The sequence below is a fragment of the Duganella sp. CF517 genome, from assembly GCF_900110275.1.
Taxonomy (GTDB): domain Bacteria; phylum Pseudomonadota; class Gammaproteobacteria; order Burkholderiales; family Burkholderiaceae_D; genus Rugamonas.
Genome location: NZ_FODC01000002.1, coordinates 1,050,878 through 1,067,234, shown reverse-complemented (window position 1 = coordinate 1,067,234; position 16,357 = coordinate 1,050,878). Strand labels below are relative to the sequence as shown.

Sequence of the window (16,357 nt, the reverse complement as noted above, 5' to 3'; positions counted from 1 at the left end):
TGAACGACCATCGTATTGCCGCAAACAGTGTAAACTTGTGTCGTGCACCGGAAAGAGCGGAGGGGCGCTATGGAATTGTCCGAGAGAGTGGATATGCTGGCCGCGCGGGTCGATGCGCTCACCGACCTGGTGAACGCGGCGCACACCGAGCAACTTGAATCCCACGGCGAGCAACTGGGCGATCAGGACGAGCGCCTGGCTGCACTCGAGCGGGTGCTGCACACCCACAGTGAAATGGTGGGCGCGATGCGCAAGGAGGTCGCCGCGCTGACGGTCAAAGCGACGGTGCTGGAGGAGCGGCTGAACGGTTTGGTTTGGCGCTTGCAGACGCTCGAACACGAGGTCTCGCTATTGCGTGCCGATGTGGCGGCCCTGTCCGCCAGGATCGACAACCTGACCACGCGGGTTGACAAGCTCGACCAGCGGGTCGAAGGGGTCGACCAGCGGGTGGAAAGGGTCGATCAGCGGGTCGGAGGGGTCGACCAGCGGGTGGAAAGGGTCGACCAGCGCGTCGGTAGTGTGGACCATCGGCTCGGCCGCGTCGAACTCATCATGTGGCTCTTGGTCGCGGTCAACGTTTCCCAACTGGTGCTGGCCCTGTCCCAGGGATTGAGCCGCTAGGCGGCCTTCAACAAGCGCTGCTGATGCTGCTGCTCCAGCAGCGCGAAGATGGCGTCCTTCGACAGCACATACTGATCCATCAGAACATCCTTGAGTTCGTTGATCTGTTCGCGGTAGTCGTTGATCGACTGCAAGGTATATGTGTAGAGCTCGTCGGCCTTGGCCTGAACCTGGTCGAGGTCGTTTTCCTTGTTCTTGAATTGCGAATAGTCCAGCTTGGAGCGCGAGTACATCGACAGCTTGTTGACCATCATGTCGAGCATCGAAGTGGCCTTCTGGATATCGTTCTGGCTGCCGACCGAGATGCCGCGCGCGCCGTAGAACAATTCCTCCGCCGCCACGCCGCCGTACAGCTGGATCACGTCGCGCTCGAGCTCCTCGAGCGTGCGCAGCGCGACGTCGTCCGACGCCGACAACACATAGCCGAGCGCGCCGAGCTTGGATACCGACTCGGTGCTGATCTTGAGCAGCGGCGAACGTTCCTTCACCTCGGCCAGCGGCAAGCCTTCGCGCAGCCACGGATCGATCTGCATGAAGAAGTGGCCCAGCTCGTGCAGCGCGACGCGTTCGCGCTGGCGCGTCTTCTCGGCCGTGGTGGCACGGTCGGTCAGGCCGATGGTGGCGCGCTCGAAGGCGCGGAACATCAAGTCGGTGTTGATCATGGCCTTCTCCTGGATGGCGATCATGCTGGCGCGCTCGACCACCGTCTGCAGCAGCGCCGGGCTGAGGTTGGCGGTGATCTCGGCCACGTGGTCGAGGTTGAGCGCGTCCCAATCGACGCAGCCCTCGGCCTTGCGCGACAGGAAGGAGCGCAGCAGTTCGCTGCGCTCGCCCTTGTTGGGCAGGCGGAAGTTGATCTTGACGGAGAAGCGGCGCAGCATCGCCTCGTCCATCTGCGACGAGGCGTCGTCGAAGTTGGAGGCGACCACCCAGATGACGCCGGCGCCCTGGTCGCTGCGCACGCCGTCGAGCAGGCCCAGCAGCGTGTTGGCGGTGTCGTCTTCCCATTTTTTTTCGCCGCGGCCGCGCGGCATGAACAAGCCCTGCGCCTCGTCGAGGAAGATGATGCAGCTGCCGCGCGCGCACGCCTTGCGGTGCAGCGCGTGCAGCGCCTTGGAGCCGCCGCCGATATAGCCCGATTCGAGCGCCGACGCCGACGCCTGGATCAGCGGCACGTTGAGGCGCTTGGCCAGGTAGCCGGCCAGCTTGGTCTTGCCGGTGCCGGCCGGGCCCGTCAGCATGACGTTGAACGGCTTGTCGATGTCGTGCTCGCGGTAGACGGCGCGGTTGCGGATCATGTCTTCCAGGTGCAGCACTTCCTGCTTGATATCCTCCATGCCGATCAGGTCGTCCATATTGCCCTTGAGCTGCTCCGGATTGAGCACGGTGGCGCTGACGCCGGTGCCGGGGATGCCATGGCGCAGCAGGAACAGCACCAGCCCGATCAGCAGGATATCGACCGCGTGGCGGCGCAGGAAGCCGCCGGCGCGCGCCAGCTTGCTGTCGTCCTCGTCGACCAGCACCGCCTTGTGCGACGCCAGGTAATCCTCGCGCGCGATGGAATAGGGGATGTTATTGCGCAGCAGGACTTCGCGCTCCAGGCTCAGGTGCGAGGTGCTCGGCACCTTGATCACGCGCAGCATCGGGTCGCCCTTGAGCTTGAAGATGTAGCGCGGCGCCTCCGACAGCGGCGCGGCCACCATCAGGTATTCGAGCTTGTCGCGCTGGGCCGCCAGCGCGGTGATCTGCGAAATGTCCTGCGAGCGCATGATCGGGCCGGTGTCCTGCGGCACGTCGCTGCGCCAGCTGAACAGCGCGGCGGCGGCGAGCGCGGCCAGCAGCAGCGCGGCGCGCACGTAATTGTTGCGTAGTGCGGATTGAAGTTTGTGAAGAGTAAACATATGCGCTATCCAACCTGGAGTGGGCAGCTAAGTGTCGGGCTGGTGCGCGGGAGTCGGGCGCAGCAGCCGAGGCCGCCGTTGCCGGTGCGCGGTGTGGCGCAGCCGGGTGTTGCTAAGGGTTAACTTGGGACGAATCTTGTGAAACTAACATGCCGTGCGGCAACTCGTCGTAGGTGAACTATAGCGGTCCTTTTTCGTTTTGTCTCGCGTTTGCTCAACAAAAAAGCGTGGCGCGCAACAGCCGGCGGCGCGCGCCGCCCGCCGCCGCGGTACGGCCCGGGCGCGGTCTGCGCGGCTCCGGTTTGTCGCCGTTTTTTGCTTTTGACGCCCGCCGTTTTACCGCTCGTCGCAAACGCCGGATATCGGCGCCGGCATTTGCTAATGTGATCACGTCAGCCGCTGAACAGCACATTCCAGCGGTGATCCCCGAGCAGTTTATTGAACCAACAACCTTACGGAGCACACCATGAAAAAGACCCTGTCCAGCATCGCCGCCGCCGCCCTCGTCATGACCTCGCTGGCGTCCATGGGCGCCGCCCACGCCGAAGACAGCAGCGTGCACATCAATGCCAAGCCGACCCGCCATTACATGACGCCCGGCGATTTTGCCGAATTCAAGAACACCTATGAGTTGACCAACGGCCAGATGCTGCAGTTCACGCAGAACGGCAACCATTTCTACACGCAGCTCGACAATGGCGAGCGCGTGCGTATTTTCGCGTCGTCGCCGACCGAGTTCGTCACCGAGGCCGGCACCCGCATCAAGTTCACCGACGAAGGCGACACGGTGGGCCTGAGCAACTTCGAAAAGCTGCCGATGGCGGCCAAGCTGCCGGCCAACACGATCATGATGGCGCGCCGCTGATGCGGCCGCGCTGCGGGCGGACGCCGGCCGCCGGCGTGCGGGTTTTTCCGCCGGGTTAGTCGACCCGGCGGTACAGGCGGAAGCGCTCGGAGCGGTCTGCCGGACGGCGGCCTTCCCAAATCAACACCCACTGCTTGCCGCGATGTTGCGGCTGGATCTCGCGGTTGTCGCGCACCTTGGTGCTGTCCTGCAGCAGCAACAGTTCGCAGCGCCCGCCCTCGACGCCGGTGAACGGCAGTTGCGCGTAGTAGGCGAACGAGGCGCGTTGCGCCGGTCCCACATTGGTTTCGATGCAATCGGCCTTCGACGGAATTTTCTGGGCGATCTGGCGCGCCACGCTGGCGTAGCTCTTGCTGTAGTTGACGTCCGGCAGGAACAGCGTCATCAGCAAGATCCAGATCAGGATCACGCCGCCGGACGACAGCACCACGGCGCGCCACAGCACGGTAGGACGGCGCGACACGCGCCAGTGCACCAGCGCGAACCAGCCGGCCGTGGCCAGCAGCGCCACCGGCACCGCCACCAGTCCCACCTCGGGCGTGAAGCCCGGCACCAGTTTCAACGCGTTCTTGGCGAACTGCGCCGGCCAGCCGGTCAGCTTGGCGATCCAGAACAGCCAGATGACGGCCCCGCACAAGGTCAGCGCCATCACCGAGAACCAGTCGATGGCGTTGATGGCGCCGCGCTTCATCGTCAGCAGGCCGAACGCGGCCATGACGGCCAGCGGCGGCAGCAGCACCAGCAACTGGCCCTGCTCGGGCGTCTCGGTGGACAGGCTCAGCAGCGTACCCATGGTGACGAAGGCCAGCGGCACGACGATGTGCAGCGCCAGCCGCTGGCGGCGCCAGGCCCAGACGGCCCAGCCGGCGAACGGCCACGCCGGCCAGAAGAACCAGACGCCGACGCGGAAGAAGTATTTAAAGGCGGCCAGCGTGGGCAGCGCGACCTGGTGCAGGTTCCAGTCCATCCACGCCTGCAGCGGCTGCTGGTGGTAGGGGTGCAGCGCCTCGGCCGGCACCAGCCACACGGCGGCGACGGCGGCGGCCACCAGCAGCGCCAGGCCGAGGTCGCGCAGCGCGCGCAGCACCGGCTGGGCCAGCAGGCGGGTGCAGGCGAACACGGCCAGCATGAGGAACACCGGCGTGACCCAGCCGCGCGTCAATGTCAGCAGGCCGATGGCCAGGCCGCTGAGGGCGGCGTTGCGCAGCGACGGCGCCTCGACGTAGCGCACGGTGCGGTACAGCATGAACGCCGTCAGCGACACCTGCAGCGCCTCGGAGGTGGTCTCGTGGCTGTGCAGCAGCAAGCCCAGGCAGCCGAGGTAGATCAGGACGGCGGCGTCGGCCAGCGTGCGGCCGAAGTCGTCCGGCTCGGGCTGGCCGCCGAATGCCAGGCGCAGCGGTTGCGCGTCCTGGCGGCGGCCCAGGTTGAAGGTGGCGAACCACAGCGACGATACGCCGATCAGGAAGATGGCGATGGTGCCGACGCGGGCGGCCATGACGTCGCCCAGCAGCCAGCCGAACAGTTTCATGCCCAGCGCGCCGAGCCAGAACGCCAGCGGGCCCTCGTCGGGCATCGACAGGCCGGCGATGTTGGGCCACAGCCAGTCCTGCCAGGTGCCGTGCGCCATCGTCCACATGATGCCGAAGCTGGCGGCGTCGTCGTTCTTCCACGGGTCGCGGCCGATCAGGCCGGGCAGGATGTAGAGCAGGCCGAGGGCGAACAGGGCCCAGCGTGGCAGCGCCAGGGTGGCGGCGGCGGGAAGACGAACTGGCTTCATCGATCAGTGTGCAAATTGAGGTAGACGGGAGTATGAAGGAAAACCGGCGGCAGGCGAGGCCGACAAACAAAAAAAGCAGCCAGAGGCTGCTTTTTTCGATCGCGGGAAGGAATTAACCTTGGGCGACTTGGGTCTTCGAACCGACGGCGCCGAATTTCTGGCGGAATTTCTCAACGCGGCCAGCGGTGTCGACGATTTTGTGCTTACCGGTGTAGAACGGGTGCGATTCAGCCGACACCTCGATCTTGACCAGCGGGTATTCTTTACCTTCGTGCTGGATCTTTTCGCGGGTCTGGATGGTCGAACGGGTGACGAACTTGAAGTCGCACGACAGGTCGTGGAACACGACGTCGCGGTATTCTGGATGGATTTCTGGTTTCATGTTGAAGCCTCGGTAGGTTAGGTAGCCAAACAGCACTTCGTCGGTCGATCCTGCTTCTTGACCCGATTGCCGATCACTTGCCAGTGGTTTAGATAGTGCGACCGGGGATTATACAGCCGTAAACGCAAACAGGCAACCGAGGTTGCCTGTTTGTCATGATGCGCTTCGTTTTTCCCAACCCGGCCTCGCGCGGCGGTTAAAACCGCTCGCGGCGAGGCGCCCCGACGCAGCCAGTGCGAATAGCACGGCAAGGAGGGGCAACGAAGCTGCGGGCGGTTTTAACCGCCGCGGCGCATCATGTCGAAGAACTCACCGTTGTTCTTGGTGGCCTTCATCTTGTCGAGGATGAACTCCATCGCTTCGATCTCGTCCATCGAGTACAGCAACTTGCGCAGGATCCAGATCTTCTGCAGCTGGTCCGGCTTGATCAGCAGTTCCTCGCGGCGGGTGCCCGATTTGTTCAGGTTGATCGCCGGGTAGACGCGCTTCTCGGCCAGGCGGCGCTCCAGGTGCACCTCCATGTTGCCGGTACCCTTGAATTCCTCGTAGATGACGTCATCCATGCGCGAACCGGTTTCGATCAGCGCGGTGGCGACGATGGTCAGCGAGCCGCCTTCCTCGATGTTGCGGGCGGCGCCGAAGAAACGCTTCGGACGCTGCAGCGCGTTGGCGTCGACACCACCGGTCAAGACCTTGCCCGAGGCCGGGATCACGGTGTTGTAGGCGCGCGCCAGGCGGGTGATCGAGTCCAGCAGGATGACCACGTCTTTTTTCATCTCGACCAGGCGCTTGGCTTTTTCCAGCACCATCTCGGCGACCTGCACGTGGCGGGTGGCCGGTTCGTCGAAGGTCGAGGCGACCACTTCGCCGCGCACCGAGCGCTGCATCTCGGTCACTTCTTCCGGGCGTTCGTCGATCAGCAGCACGATCAGCGTCACGTCCGGGTGGTTGGCCGTGATCGCGTGGGCGATGTGCTGCAGCAACACCGATTTGCCGGATTTCGGCGACGCCACCAGCAGGCCGCGCTGGCCCTTGCCGATCGGCGCGATCAGGTCGACGATGCGGCCGGTGATGTTTTCGGTGCCGTTGATGTCACGTTCCAGGCGCAGCGGCTCGTTCGGGTGCAGCGGCGTCAGGTTCTCGAACAATATGCGGTGCTTCGAGGCTTCCGGCGATTCGCCGTTGACCTTGTCGACCTTGACCAGCGCGAAGTAGCGCTCGCCATCTTTCGGGGTCCGTACCTCGCCCTCGATCGAATCGCCCGTGTGCAGGTTGAAGCGGCGGATCTGGGAGGGGGAAATGTAGATATCGTCGGTGGAGGCCATGTAGCTGGCGTCCGGCGAGCGCAGGAAGCCGAAGCCGTCGGGCAGCACTTCCAGGGCGCCGTCGCCGAAGATCTGTTCACCGGATTTCGCGCGCTTTTTCAGGATCGCGAACATCAGTTCCTGTTTGCGCAGACGCGCCGCGTTGTCGATATCAAGACCGATGGCCATCTCCAGCAATGCCGAGACGTGTAGGGCCTTTAATTCAGATAGATGCATATGTGTTGAGTGTCCCGTGACGGGAAAGTAAAGGTAGGGGAGGGAACTGCGTGGTGTTGTCTGTTTAATTATAAAACGGGCTGCGGTCTGGCCGGGCCATCGTTTTCCGCCTGGTGAGCGACGGCGCCGCGGGCGCGGCGCCGTCGATGCAGGCAAATACTATCGTACTTAGATATTACTGTCGATGAAAGAAGTCAGTTGACCTTTTGCCATCGCGCCGACTTTTTGAGCGGCGGGAACGCCGTTCTTGAACAGGATCAGGGTCGGGATGCCGCGGATGCCGAACTTGGCAGGCACTGCCTGGTTCGAATCGACGTCCATCTTGGCGATCAGGATCTTGCCGTCGTATTCCTTGGCCACTTCTTCCAGGATCGGGGCGATGCTCTTGCAAGGACCGCACCATTCGGCCCAGAAATCGACCAGCACGGGGCGGTCGGACTTCAGGACGTCGGCGTCAAAAGAAGTATCGGTGATGTGTTTGATATTTTCGCTCATATATTCCTCAATCGAGGTCTGTGTGGGTCAATAACGCCTGGAGATTATGCCATGTTGTCCGCAATCGCCTACAACGTTGCCGGTTAGAGGCAACAGATGGTGGCCAATTGCGCGAATTCAATGTCTTGGATGGGATGGCAACAAGGTCGGCAGGCGGGGATGGCTGAAATAATAACCCATTTTTTAAAAATGTGCGGCGGAATGTCGAAAGACCTCAATTGTCGTCGGCGAAGGTGGTGTTGGTCATGATCTGCTCGGTGATCTTTTCCAGCAGCGGCCACAGGTCCGCCAGCAGCGCGCGCGCCTTCGCGGCGCTGGCCGGATCGTCCGGCGCCAGCTCCTCGAGCTCGAGCAGCAGCTCGCCCATGCCCAGCGCGCCGACGGTGCGCGCCGGCGATTTCAGGCGGTGGCTCAGGTCGCGCACCGCCGTCATGTCGCCGCGCTTGAGCGCCGATTCCATGCGGGTGATGACGTCCTGGCTGTTTTGCAGAAACTTGAAGGCGAATTTGCGCACCTTGTGCGGGTGGTAGCCGAGCAGCTTGGCCAGGATCGACAGGTCGATCACCGCCGGATCGCCGCCCAGCGTGGTCTTGAAGGCCGGCCGCGCCGGCGCCGGCGGCCGGTCGCGCGCGCCGTCGCGCTCGGGCAGCCAGTTGGCGATGGTCTGGTACATCAACGCCGGCTGGATCGGCTTGGAGATGAAATCGTCCATGCCGGCCTCGATGCAGCGCACCCGGTCCTCGCTGGTGGCCGTGGCCGTCATGGCCAGCACCCGGATGTCGGCCAGGCGCGGGTCGGCGCGGATGCGGCGGGTCGCCTCCAGGCCGTCCATCAGCGGCATTTGCACGTCCATCAGCACGCAGTCGAAGGCGGTCTGGCGCAGCAGCTCGAGCGCCTCCATGCCGTTGGCGGCCAGGCACACCGACGAGCCCACTTCCTCCAGCATCTCGAGCGCGATCTGCTGGTTGAAGGTGTTGTCCTCGACCAGCAGGATGCGGGCGTTCTTCAGCGCCGCCATCACCGCCGCGCTGCGCGAGGACGCCAGCAGCTCGGCGGCGGCGTCCTTGACCCGGTCGATCAGCGCCGGCACGCTGGCGCTGGACAAGCCCAGGCGGGCGGTGAACCAGAAGGTGCTGCCGTGGCCGGGCCGGCTGCGCACGCCGACCTCGCCGCCCATCAGCTGCGCCAGTTGCTTGCAGATCGACAGGCCCAGGCCGGTGCCGCCGTATTCGCGCGTGGTGGAGGTGTCGGCCTGCTGGAACGACTGGAACAGCTTGTCGATCTCGCCCTCGGACAGGCCGATGCCGCAGTCGCTCACCTCGAAGCGCAGCAGGCAGCCGGTGGCGTCGGCGGCGACCTGGCGCACGCGCACGTCGATGCGGCCCTTTTCGCTGAACTTGATGGCGTTGTTGGTGTAGTTGATCAGCACCTGGCCGAGCCGCAGCGGATCGCCGCGCAACACCCTGGGCAGGGTCGGGTCGAGGTCGAACACCAGTTCGAGCTCGCGGCTGGCGGCCTTGGGCGCGACCACCGTGGTCAGGGTCTGGATCACGTGTTCGAGCGCGAAGTCGACCTGCTCGATCTCCAGCTTGCCGGCCTCGATCTTGGAGATGTCGAGGATGTCGTCGATGATGCCCAGCAGGTGCTCGCCGGCGAAGCGGATCTTTTCCAGGTAGTCGCGCTGGCGCGGATCGAGGTCGGTCTTGAGCGCCAGGTAGGCCATGCCGATCACGCCGTTCATCGGCGTGCGGATCTCGTGGCTCATATTGGCCAGGAACTGGCCCTTGGTCTGGCTGGCCTCCTCGGCCACCTGGCGCGCCTGGTCCAGTTCCAGCGTGCGCTGGGCCACGCGCTCCTCCAGGTGTTCGTTCAACTCGCGCAGCGCGTCCTCGCCGCGTTTGCGGTCGGTGATGTCGGTCAGGCTGGCCACCACCAGCGGCACCGCGCCGCCCTGGTCGGGAATCGGTTCGGCGTTGATCGACAGCCAGTGCAGCGCGCCGTCGGGCTGGGCGATGCCCATCACCACGTCGCGCACCGACAGGCCGGTGACGATCGCCAGGCGCACCGGATGGCTGGCGGCGTCGACGCGGGTGCCGTCCTCGCGCACCCCGCACCATAGGCCGCCGCCGCCGCCGTCCCGGCCGCACGGCTCGATCGGCAGCGCGTGCGCCAGCATGCGGGCGGCGGCGGCGTTGCGCTCGAGGATGGCGCCGTTGCCGTCGACCATCACCAGGCCGTTGGTGACGGCGTTGAAAATCGACGCCAGGCGCTGGCTCGAGCCGCGCAGCGCGCCCTCGGCCTGGCGCCGCGCCGTGATATCGGTCAGCATGGCCAGCGTGCCGGCGTAGTGGCCGGCGTCGGAGTTGATGACGGTGGTCGACAGCAGGCACCAGACGGTGGTGCCGTCGCTGCGGCGGAAGCTGACGTCGCCCTGGATCGCCTCGCCGGCCAGGCGCCGTTGCAGGTGGTGGTGCAGCTGCAGGCGACCGTCGGCGTCCATGAAGTCGGTCATCGCGCGGCCCATGATCTGCTCGACGTCGTAGTCGAGCATGCGCGCCATGGTCGGATTGACGAACGTGGTGCGGTCGTCGGCGTCGCTCATCCAGATGCCCTCGGCGGCGGTCTGCACGATCAGGCGGTAGCGCTCGGAGCTGGCGTGCAGCGCCTCCTCGGCGCGCTGGCGCTGGGTCATGTCGCGCAGCGCCATGATCACCAGCTCCTGGCCGCCCAGCTCCACCTGCGAGATATGCACCATGGCCGGGAAGGTGCTGCCGTCGGCGCGGTGCGCGCTCAGCACCCGGCCCGGCAGGTTGCGGCGGGCGAACAGCTCGCGTCCGCGGCCGTTGCTGCGCATCGCTTCCGGCGCCAGGTGGTCGACCGAGCGTCCGGCCATGTCGCCCTCGTAGCCGAAGCTGGCGGCGCAGGCCGGATTGGCGTGGCGCACGCGCCCGCTCTTGTCGGCGATCAGCACCGCGCCCGGGGTGGCGTCGACCACCGCGCACAGGCGCGCGTGCTCGGCGGCGGCGCGGTCGCTGATGTCGGCCAGCGTGCCGACCGCGCGCAGCGCCCGGCCGGCGGTGTCGCGTTCGATGACCATGCCGCGCATCAGCACCCATTTCCAGGCGCCGTTCTGGCAGCGCATGCGGTGTTCGCTGCTGATCTGGACGTTGCCGTCGGGCGCGGCGGTCAGGCAATCCTGGATGCGGCGTTCGACCTGCGCCAGGTCGTCGGGATGGACGTGGCCGCGCCACTGGTCGATCGACTGCGCGAACGGTTGCGCCAGCGGCGCCGTGGTCGCGCCGTGGCCGCCGCCGTAGCCGAGCAGCTCGCAATAGCGCGCCGACAGCTTCAGCGCGCCGGTGTCGACGCGCCATTCCCACATGCCGGCGCCGGAGCCTTCCAGCGCCAGGCCGGCGATGCGCTCCGCGCTGTTTTGTTCGGCGCGCGCCGCGCCCAGCGCGGCCGCTTGTTTGCGCAGGCGCCAGGCGCCGGCCACGGCCACCAGCAGCAACAGCGCGCCGAGCGCGGCGCCGCCCTGGCGCAGCAGCCGGTTCGATCCCTCGGGCTGGTACAGGAAGCCGTCGAGCTTGAAACCGGCCGGCAGCATGCCGTGCTGGATGTAGGCGCCGGCGATGGCGCTCCAGCGTTCGGGATTGCTGTAGCCGGGTTCGATCAAGTCCTGCTCCAGCAGCGCGGCGATCTGGCGCGCCTCGAACATCAGCAGCTCGCGGCTGTTGCGTTCCGGGTAGCGGGCCCGTATCAGGTCGGCGATCTCGCCCGGGTGGGCCATGGCGTAGCGCCAGCCGCGCAGGGTCGCCTCGCGCACCGCGCGCGCGCGCGCCGGATGCTCGCGCAATTCGCTTTCTGTCGTATAGAGCACGTCGCCGTAGAAATCGAGGCCGAGGGCGCGCGGCGACTGGATCTCGTAGGACAGGTTGGTGCGTTCGAGGACGAACGGCGCCTCGGTGGTGTAGACCGACATGGCGTCTACACGGCCCTGCAACAGTTCTTCGTAGCCGTGGGTGTGGGCGAGCTGGTACACGCTGTCGCCGCGCACGCCCAGCCTTTGCAGGTAGACCGTCAACTCTTCGTTGTTGGGCGCCAGCATGACGCGGCTGCCGGGCCAGGGGCGCGGCTTGCCGTCGGGGCCATGGCGCACCAGCAGCGCCGCGCCGGAATGCTGGAAGATCGAGGCCAGCACCACCACCGGCTGGCCGGCGCCGCGCGCCAGCAGCAAGCCGGTGTTGCCGACCCCGTACTGCGCGGCGCCGCCGACGACGTTTTGCAGCGGATCGCTGCCGGGCACCGCCTCGGCCAGGGTGACGTCGAGGCCGGCGTCGCGGTAGTAGCCCTGGTCCTGGGCGGCGTAGTAGCCGGCGAACTGGAACTGGTGCCGCCACTTGAGCTGGATGGTGACTTTTTCGGCCGCCTGCGCGCCCGCGACCGCGCAGGCGAGCAGCAGGACGAGCAGCAGGGCGAGCGCCGCCACCTTGCGCGGTAAACGGCGCCAGGAGCTCGTGCGAACGCGGGGACGGCTGTGCAACAAGAGCTTCCCTTTCCGATGACAGTGGGTGGCCTTGGGGGCAGCCAACTATAGCAGTTTTAACCGCTGTGATCTCATCGACAAGAAAAGAAGGGAATGGCGCCGCGGCGGGGCCGCCGCGCCCCGAAAAAGACACATTTCGCGCCTGAAAACGGCCGTTGCGGACATCCCCGCGTGACATTCGGTGAGAATGCGGCGCGCACCGCGACTTGCCGGCTGCGAGTCACGCGCCGGGGCCGGGCGTTTGCGGCGGCTAGTGGGCGAAGCTGCCGGCGAACTGGTAGCGGTGGCCGGGGTGCCACATGGTGGCGATGCTGGCGATGCGTCCGCCCGACAGCGTCTGGCGCCGCAGCACCAGGCAGGCCTGCCGGGTGTCGATGGCCAGCATGTCGGCGATGTCGCGCGGCGTGGCCAGCGCCTCGATGCTGTAGGTGGCGCCCTGCAGCGGCGCCGCTTTCATCAGGTATTCGTTGGGGGTGGTGCTGGCGAAGTCCTGTTCCATGTAGTCGGGCGCGCACAGCGGGTTGACCCAGCGGTCCTCGACCTGGATCGGCACGCCGTTCTCGAAATGGATGATCACCGAATGGAACAGCGGGTGGCCGGCCGGCAGGTCGAACTGCTTGGCCATCAGGTCGCTGGCCTTGGCGCGCTCGAGCTGTTGCAGGCTGCTGCGGTGGACGTGGCCGCGCGCGCGCACCTCGTCGGCGATCGATTTGATCTCCAGCAACGTGGCCTGGTATTTTTGCTGGGCGACGTAGGTGCCGGAGCCCTGGCGGCGCGTGAGCACCTGTTCGGCCGTGAGTTCGCGCACGGCGCGGTTGACGGTCATGCGGGAGACGCCGAATTGCTTGACCAGCGCCTGTTCGGACGGGATCACGTCGCCTTCCTTCCAGACGCCGGCGGCGATCTGCGCCAGCAAATGGTCTTTGATGCGCTGGAAAATAGGGATGCCGTCCGGGATGGCCGGCGAGGGGGCTGCTTGCTGATGCTGATCGCTTTGATCGTCCAACGGGTTCTCCTGGCGCGCCTCCGCAGGCGGCGGAGCGGGGCATTTTAGCATCGGCGCGGGTACAATTCAAAAGCAAGGATTCAAAAGCAAGAGTTGAGGTGCGCCGCCATCCGCCGCCCGCTAGCATGGCACCATTCCAATTCAACGATGGAGTCCGCGATGGACAAGGTAATCGATAAACCAAGCGTGCCCTACGCCGACGAGCAGTCGCGCTGGGCGGCCGTGCAGGGGCGCGACGCCGGCGCCGATGGCGTGTTCTGGTATTCGGTGCGCAGCACCGGCGTGTACTGCCGGCCGTCGTGCGCGGCGCGGCCGGCCCTGCGCAAGAACGTGGCGTTCCACGACAGCCGCGAGGCGGCGCTGCAAGCCGGGTTCCGGCCCTGCCTGCGCTGCAAGCCCGAGCAGCCGCCGCTGGCCGAGCGCCGCGCCGCGCTGGTGGCCGAGGCCTGCCGCCTGATCGACGCCGCCGACGAGGCGCCCGACCTGGACCGCCTGGCCGCCGCCGTCGGCGTCAGCCGCTTCCATTTCCACCGGCTGTTCAAGGCCGTCACCGGCATCACCCCCAAAGCCTACGCCCAGGCGCGGCGCGCGCGGCGGGTGCAGGACGGACTGGCGCGGCAAGCCACGGTGACCGAGGCGATCTACGACGCCGGCTTCAATTCCAGCGGCCGTTTCTACGCCAGTTCGCCGGCGGTGCTGGGCATGACGCCGACCGCGTTTCGCGCCGGCGGCGCCGGCACCGTGATCCGCTTCGCCATCGCCGCCTGCTCGCTGGGCGCGATCCTGGTGGCCAGCACGGCGCGCGGCATCTGCGCGATCCTGATCGACGACGATCCGGACTTCCTGGTGCGCGACCTGCAGGACCGCTTTCCGAAAGCGGAGCTGATCGGCGCCGAGGCCGAATACGAACAGGTGGTCTCGCGCGTGGTGGGCATGGTCGAGCGGCCGGAAATCGGCCTCGATCTGCCGCTGGACGTGCGCGGAACGGCGTTCCAGCAGCGGGTATGGCAGGTGTTGCGCGAGATACCGGCCGGGCGCACCGTCAGCTACGCCGAGCTGGCCGAGCTGGTCGGCTCGCCCAACGGCGCCCGGGCCGTGGCCGGCGCCTGCGCCGCCAACGCGCTGGCGGTGGCGATTCCCTGCCACCGGGTGGTGCGCAACGACGGTTCGATTTCCGGCTACCGCTGGGGCGTGGACCGCAAGGCGGCGCTATTGGACAGGGAGCGGCCGGGCAATGAGTAGTAATAATGGCGAGTTCGATTTCGGCGCCGGCGCGCCGGCGCGCCAGCCGCGCAAGACGCCGCCGGTGAGCGTGGCGCCGGGCAAACCGGCCACGGCGCTGGCCGCCGGCACGGCCGAAATCGCGGCCCCGGCCGGCGCCGATGCCGCCGCCGTCGCCGACCCGGCGGCCGGCGCGCTGGCGCTGGCCAACGCGCGCCGGGCGGTGGGGGCGGCCGCCGGCATCGCCGTGCACGTGGCGGGGCTGGACTGGCAAGCCATCGCCGACGAGCTGACCGCGCACGGCTACGCCATCGTCCCCGGCATGCTGAGCGCCGACGAAAGCGCCGCCATGGCCGCGCAGTACGCGCAGCCGCGGCTGTTCCGCAGCCGCGTGGTGATGGCGCGGCACGGCTTCGGCAGCGGCGAGTACCAGTACTTCCGCTATCCGCTGCCGTCGATGGTCTCGGCGTTGCGGCAGGCGCTGTACGGGCCGCTGGCGGCCATCGCCAACCGCTGGCACGCGGCGCTCGGCATCGACAGCCGTTTTCCGGCCGAGCACGCCGATTTCCTGGCGCGCTGCCACGCCGCCGGCCAGCACCGCCCGACGCCGCTGCTGCTGCAATACGGCGCGGGCGACTACAACTGCCTGCACCAGGACTTGTACGGCGAGCACGTGTTCCCGCTGCAGGCGGCCATTTTGCTCAGCGAACCGGGAACCGACTTCGGCGGCGGCGAGTTCGTGCTGACCGAGCAGCGTCCGCGCATGCAGTCGCGGGTGGAGGTGGTGCCGCTGCGGCGCGGCGACATGGTGATTTTCCCCGTCAACCACCGGCCGGCGCAGGGCGCCCGCGGCGTCTACCGTGTTGCCATGCGGCATGGCGTGAGCCGGGTGCGCGCCGTGGCCGGCGCCGCCGGCCCCGACGCCGGGCCGCTGCGCCATACCCTGGGCGTCATCTTCCACGACGCCCTCTGAATTTTCGAATATTCCCTCGGTTTCCCCGCCACGCCGGCTTGCCGCCTGTTATGCTGCATGCGCGGCGGCGCACGCGTGGTTAATTGAACATCGAAATGCCGCAATGCTTTGGTACTATTAGTTGCTACTATTTAATTTGCACGACAACATTCCGGGGATTTGATGACCACCAACGATAACGCGCGCCGTATCAGCGCCCTGATTCAACAGCACCAGGCCGAGATCGGCGCCGATTGGATCGCCAATCTGGAAAGCATGGCCTTCCGCAGCGACAGCGCGTCGCAGGAACAATTGCGCCGCCACTGCCGCCAATTGCTGGCGCTGTTGCCGGAAGCGTCGCTGAATGGCGGTTTCGACAGCATCGAAGGCCGCGCCTGGGACGAGGTGCGCGACCAGCTGACCGAGATCTCCGGCCAGCGCGCCAAGCAGGGCTCGACGCCGAGCGAGACGGCCACCTTCGTATTCTCGCTCAAGCAGTCGTTGTTCGGCAGCCTGCGCCAGTCGCTGGCGGCCGAGCCGGAACTGCTGGCCGAGGCGCTGTGGAACGTCAGCACGCTGCTCGACAAGCTGGGCCTGTTCACCATCGAAGTGTTCCAGAAGAGCCGCGACCAGATCATCGTGCGCCAGCAGCAAGAGCTGCTGGAGCTGTCGACGCCGGTCGTCAAGCTGTGGACCGACATCCTGGCGCTGCCGCTGATCGGCACCCTCGACAGCGCCCGCACCCAGGTGGTGATGGAGAGCCTGCTCGAGAAGATCGTCGAAACCGGCGCCGCCATCGCCATCATCGACATCACCGGCGTGCCCACCGTCGACACGCTGGTGGCCCAGCACTTGATGAAAACCATCGCCGCCGCCCGCCTGATGGGCGCCGACTGCATCATCAGCGGCATCCGCCCGCAGATCGCCCAAACCATCGTCCACCTGGGCGTGAACCTGGACGACGTGGTCACCAAGGCGACCCTGGCCGACGCCTTCATCGTGGCGCTGGCGCGGGTCGGCTCGACCATTTCCCGCAAAGCCTGAGGC

At 66.6% G+C, this 16,357-nt stretch carries 12 protein-coding genes; 5 read left to right on the top strand and 7 right to left on the bottom strand.

What is annotated here, in order from left to right:
* Window positions 1-69 precede the first annotated feature (69 nt).
* Entirely contained in the window at window positions 70-621 is a 552-nt protein-coding gene (locus tag BMX85_RS11775) for a hypothetical protein (RefSeq protein ID WP_090317471.1), read from the top strand.
* Here BMX85_RS11775 and BMX85_RS11770 read toward each other — a convergent pair.
* Window positions 618-2,522: an AAA family ATPase gene (locus BMX85_RS11770; RefSeq protein ID WP_090317468.1), complete on the bottom strand. Its 1,905-nt coding sequence runs from the start codon at window positions 2,520-2,522 to the stop codon at window positions 618-620. The genes BMX85_RS11775 and BMX85_RS11770 overlap by 4 nt on opposite strands.
* Before the next feature lie 466 nt (window positions 2,523-2,988).
* On the opposite strand from BMX85_RS11770, the gene BMX85_RS11765 reads away from it, so the two are divergent.
* Window positions 2,989-3,387 (top strand): hypothetical protein, encoded by a 399-nt coding sequence (locus BMX85_RS11765; protein ID WP_090317465.1) that lies wholly within the window; start codon window positions 2,989-2,991, stop codon window positions 3,385-3,387.
* A gap of 55 nt (window positions 3,388-3,442) precedes the next feature.
* On the opposite strand, the gene BMX85_RS11760 is transcribed toward BMX85_RS11765, so the two are convergent.
* The 6 genes from BMX85_RS11760 to hutC all read right to left on the bottom strand — a co-directional run bounded on the left by BMX85_RS11760 (window position 3,443) and on the right by hutC (window position 13,188).
* The gene (locus BMX85_RS11760; RefSeq protein WP_090317462.1) at window positions 3,443-5,167 is read right to left on the bottom strand and encodes an ArnT family glycosyltransferase; all 1,725 of its coding nucleotides are present in this window, start codon (window positions 5,165-5,167) and stop codon (window positions 3,443-3,445) included.
* Window positions 5,168-5,279: 112 nt separating this feature from the next.
* The gene (locus tag BMX85_RS11755) at window positions 5,280-5,549 is read right to left on the bottom strand and encodes a type B 50S ribosomal protein L31 (RefSeq protein ID WP_090317457.1); all 270 of its coding nucleotides are present in this window, start codon (window positions 5,547-5,549) and stop codon (window positions 5,280-5,282) included.
* 278 nt (window positions 5,550-5,827) lie between these two features.
* Entirely contained in the window at window positions 5,828-7,090 is a 1,263-nt protein-coding gene (gene rho, locus BMX85_RS11750) for a transcription termination factor Rho (RefSeq protein WP_090317455.1), read from the bottom strand.
* Window positions 7,091-7,258: 168 nt separating this feature from the next.
* The gene (gene trxA / locus BMX85_RS11745) at window positions 7,259-7,585 is read right to left on the bottom strand and encodes a thioredoxin TrxA (protein ID WP_090317452.1); all 327 of its coding nucleotides are present in this window, start codon (window positions 7,583-7,585) and stop codon (window positions 7,259-7,261) included.
* Window positions 7,586-7,799: 214 nt separating this feature from the next.
* Window positions 7,800-12,074: a PAS domain S-box protein gene (locus BMX85_RS11740; RefSeq protein WP_229210401.1), complete on the bottom strand. Its 4,275-nt coding sequence runs from the start codon at window positions 12,072-12,074 to the stop codon at window positions 7,800-7,802.
* Window positions 12,075-12,381: 307 nt separating this feature from the next.
* A complete protein-coding gene (hutC, locus tag BMX85_RS11735) occupies window positions 12,382-13,188 on the bottom strand; it encodes a histidine utilization transcriptional repressor HutC (protein ID WP_373923527.1) in 807 nt (268 codons plus the stop codon).
* 108 nt (window positions 13,189-13,296) lie between these two features.
* On the opposite strand from hutC, the gene ada reads away from it, so the two are divergent.
* From ada to BMX85_RS11720, 3 genes are all read left to right on the top strand, one after another.
* Window positions 13,297-14,379 (top strand): bifunctional DNA-binding transcriptional regulator/O6-methylguanine-DNA methyltransferase Ada, encoded by a 1,083-nt coding sequence (gene ada, locus BMX85_RS11730; RefSeq protein ID WP_229210400.1) that lies wholly within the window; start codon window positions 13,297-13,299, stop codon window positions 14,377-14,379.
* Window positions 14,372-15,331: a 2OG-Fe(II) oxygenase gene (locus tag BMX85_RS11725; RefSeq protein WP_177196709.1), complete on the top strand. Its 960-nt coding sequence runs from the start codon at window positions 14,372-14,374 to the stop codon at window positions 15,329-15,331. The genes ada and BMX85_RS11725 overlap by 8 nt, the downstream gene beginning before the upstream one ends.
* Window positions 15,332-15,493: 162 nt before the next feature.
* Window positions 15,494-16,354 (top strand): STAS domain-containing protein, encoded by an 861-nt coding sequence (locus BMX85_RS11720; protein WP_090317443.1) that lies wholly within the window; start codon window positions 15,494-15,496, stop codon window positions 16,352-16,354.
* The last annotated feature ends 3 nt before the right edge of the window (window positions 16,355-16,357 follow it).

Excerpts from the sequence above, each read along its gene's own strand:
- BMX85_RS11755 (WP_090317457.1), bottom strand. The coding sequence starts at position 5,549 with ATGAAACCAGAAATCCATCCAGAATACCGCGACGTCGTGTTCCACGAC.
- BMX85_RS11770 (WP_090317468.1), bottom strand. The coding sequence starts at position 2,522 with ATGTTTACTCTTCACAAACTTCAATCCGCACTACGCAACAATTACGTG.
- ada (WP_229210400.1), top strand. The coding sequence starts at position 13,297 with ATGGACAAGGTAATCGATAAACCAAGCGTGCCCTACGCCGACGAGCAG.
- BMX85_RS11775 (WP_090317471.1), top strand. The coding sequence starts at position 70 with ATGGAATTGTCCGAGAGAGTGGATATGCTGGCCGCGCGGGTCGATGCG.
- BMX85_RS11765 (WP_090317465.1), top strand. The coding sequence starts at position 2,989 with ATGAAAAAGACCCTGTCCAGCATCGCCGCCGCCGCCCTCGTCATGACC.
- BMX85_RS11720 (WP_090317443.1), top strand. The coding sequence starts at position 15,494 with ATGACCACCAACGATAACGCGCGCCGTATCAGCGCCCTGATTCAACAG.
- BMX85_RS11760 (WP_090317462.1), bottom strand. The coding sequence starts at position 5,167 with ATGAAGCCAGTTCGTCTTCCCGCCGCCGCCACCCTGGCGCTGCCACGC.
- hutC (WP_373923527.1), bottom strand. The coding sequence starts at position 13,188 with ATGCTAAAATGCCCCGCTCCGCCGCCTGCGGAGGCGCGCCAGGAGAAC.
- rho (WP_090317455.1), bottom strand. The coding sequence starts at position 7,090 with ATGCATCTATCTGAATTAAAGGCCCTACACGTCTCGGCATTGCTGGAG.
- trxA (WP_090317452.1), bottom strand. The coding sequence starts at position 7,585 with ATGAGCGAAAATATCAAACACATCACCGATACTTCTTTTGACGCCGAC.
- BMX85_RS11725 (WP_177196709.1), top strand. The coding sequence starts at position 14,372 with ATGAGTAGTAATAATGGCGAGTTCGATTTCGGCGCCGGCGCGCCGGCG.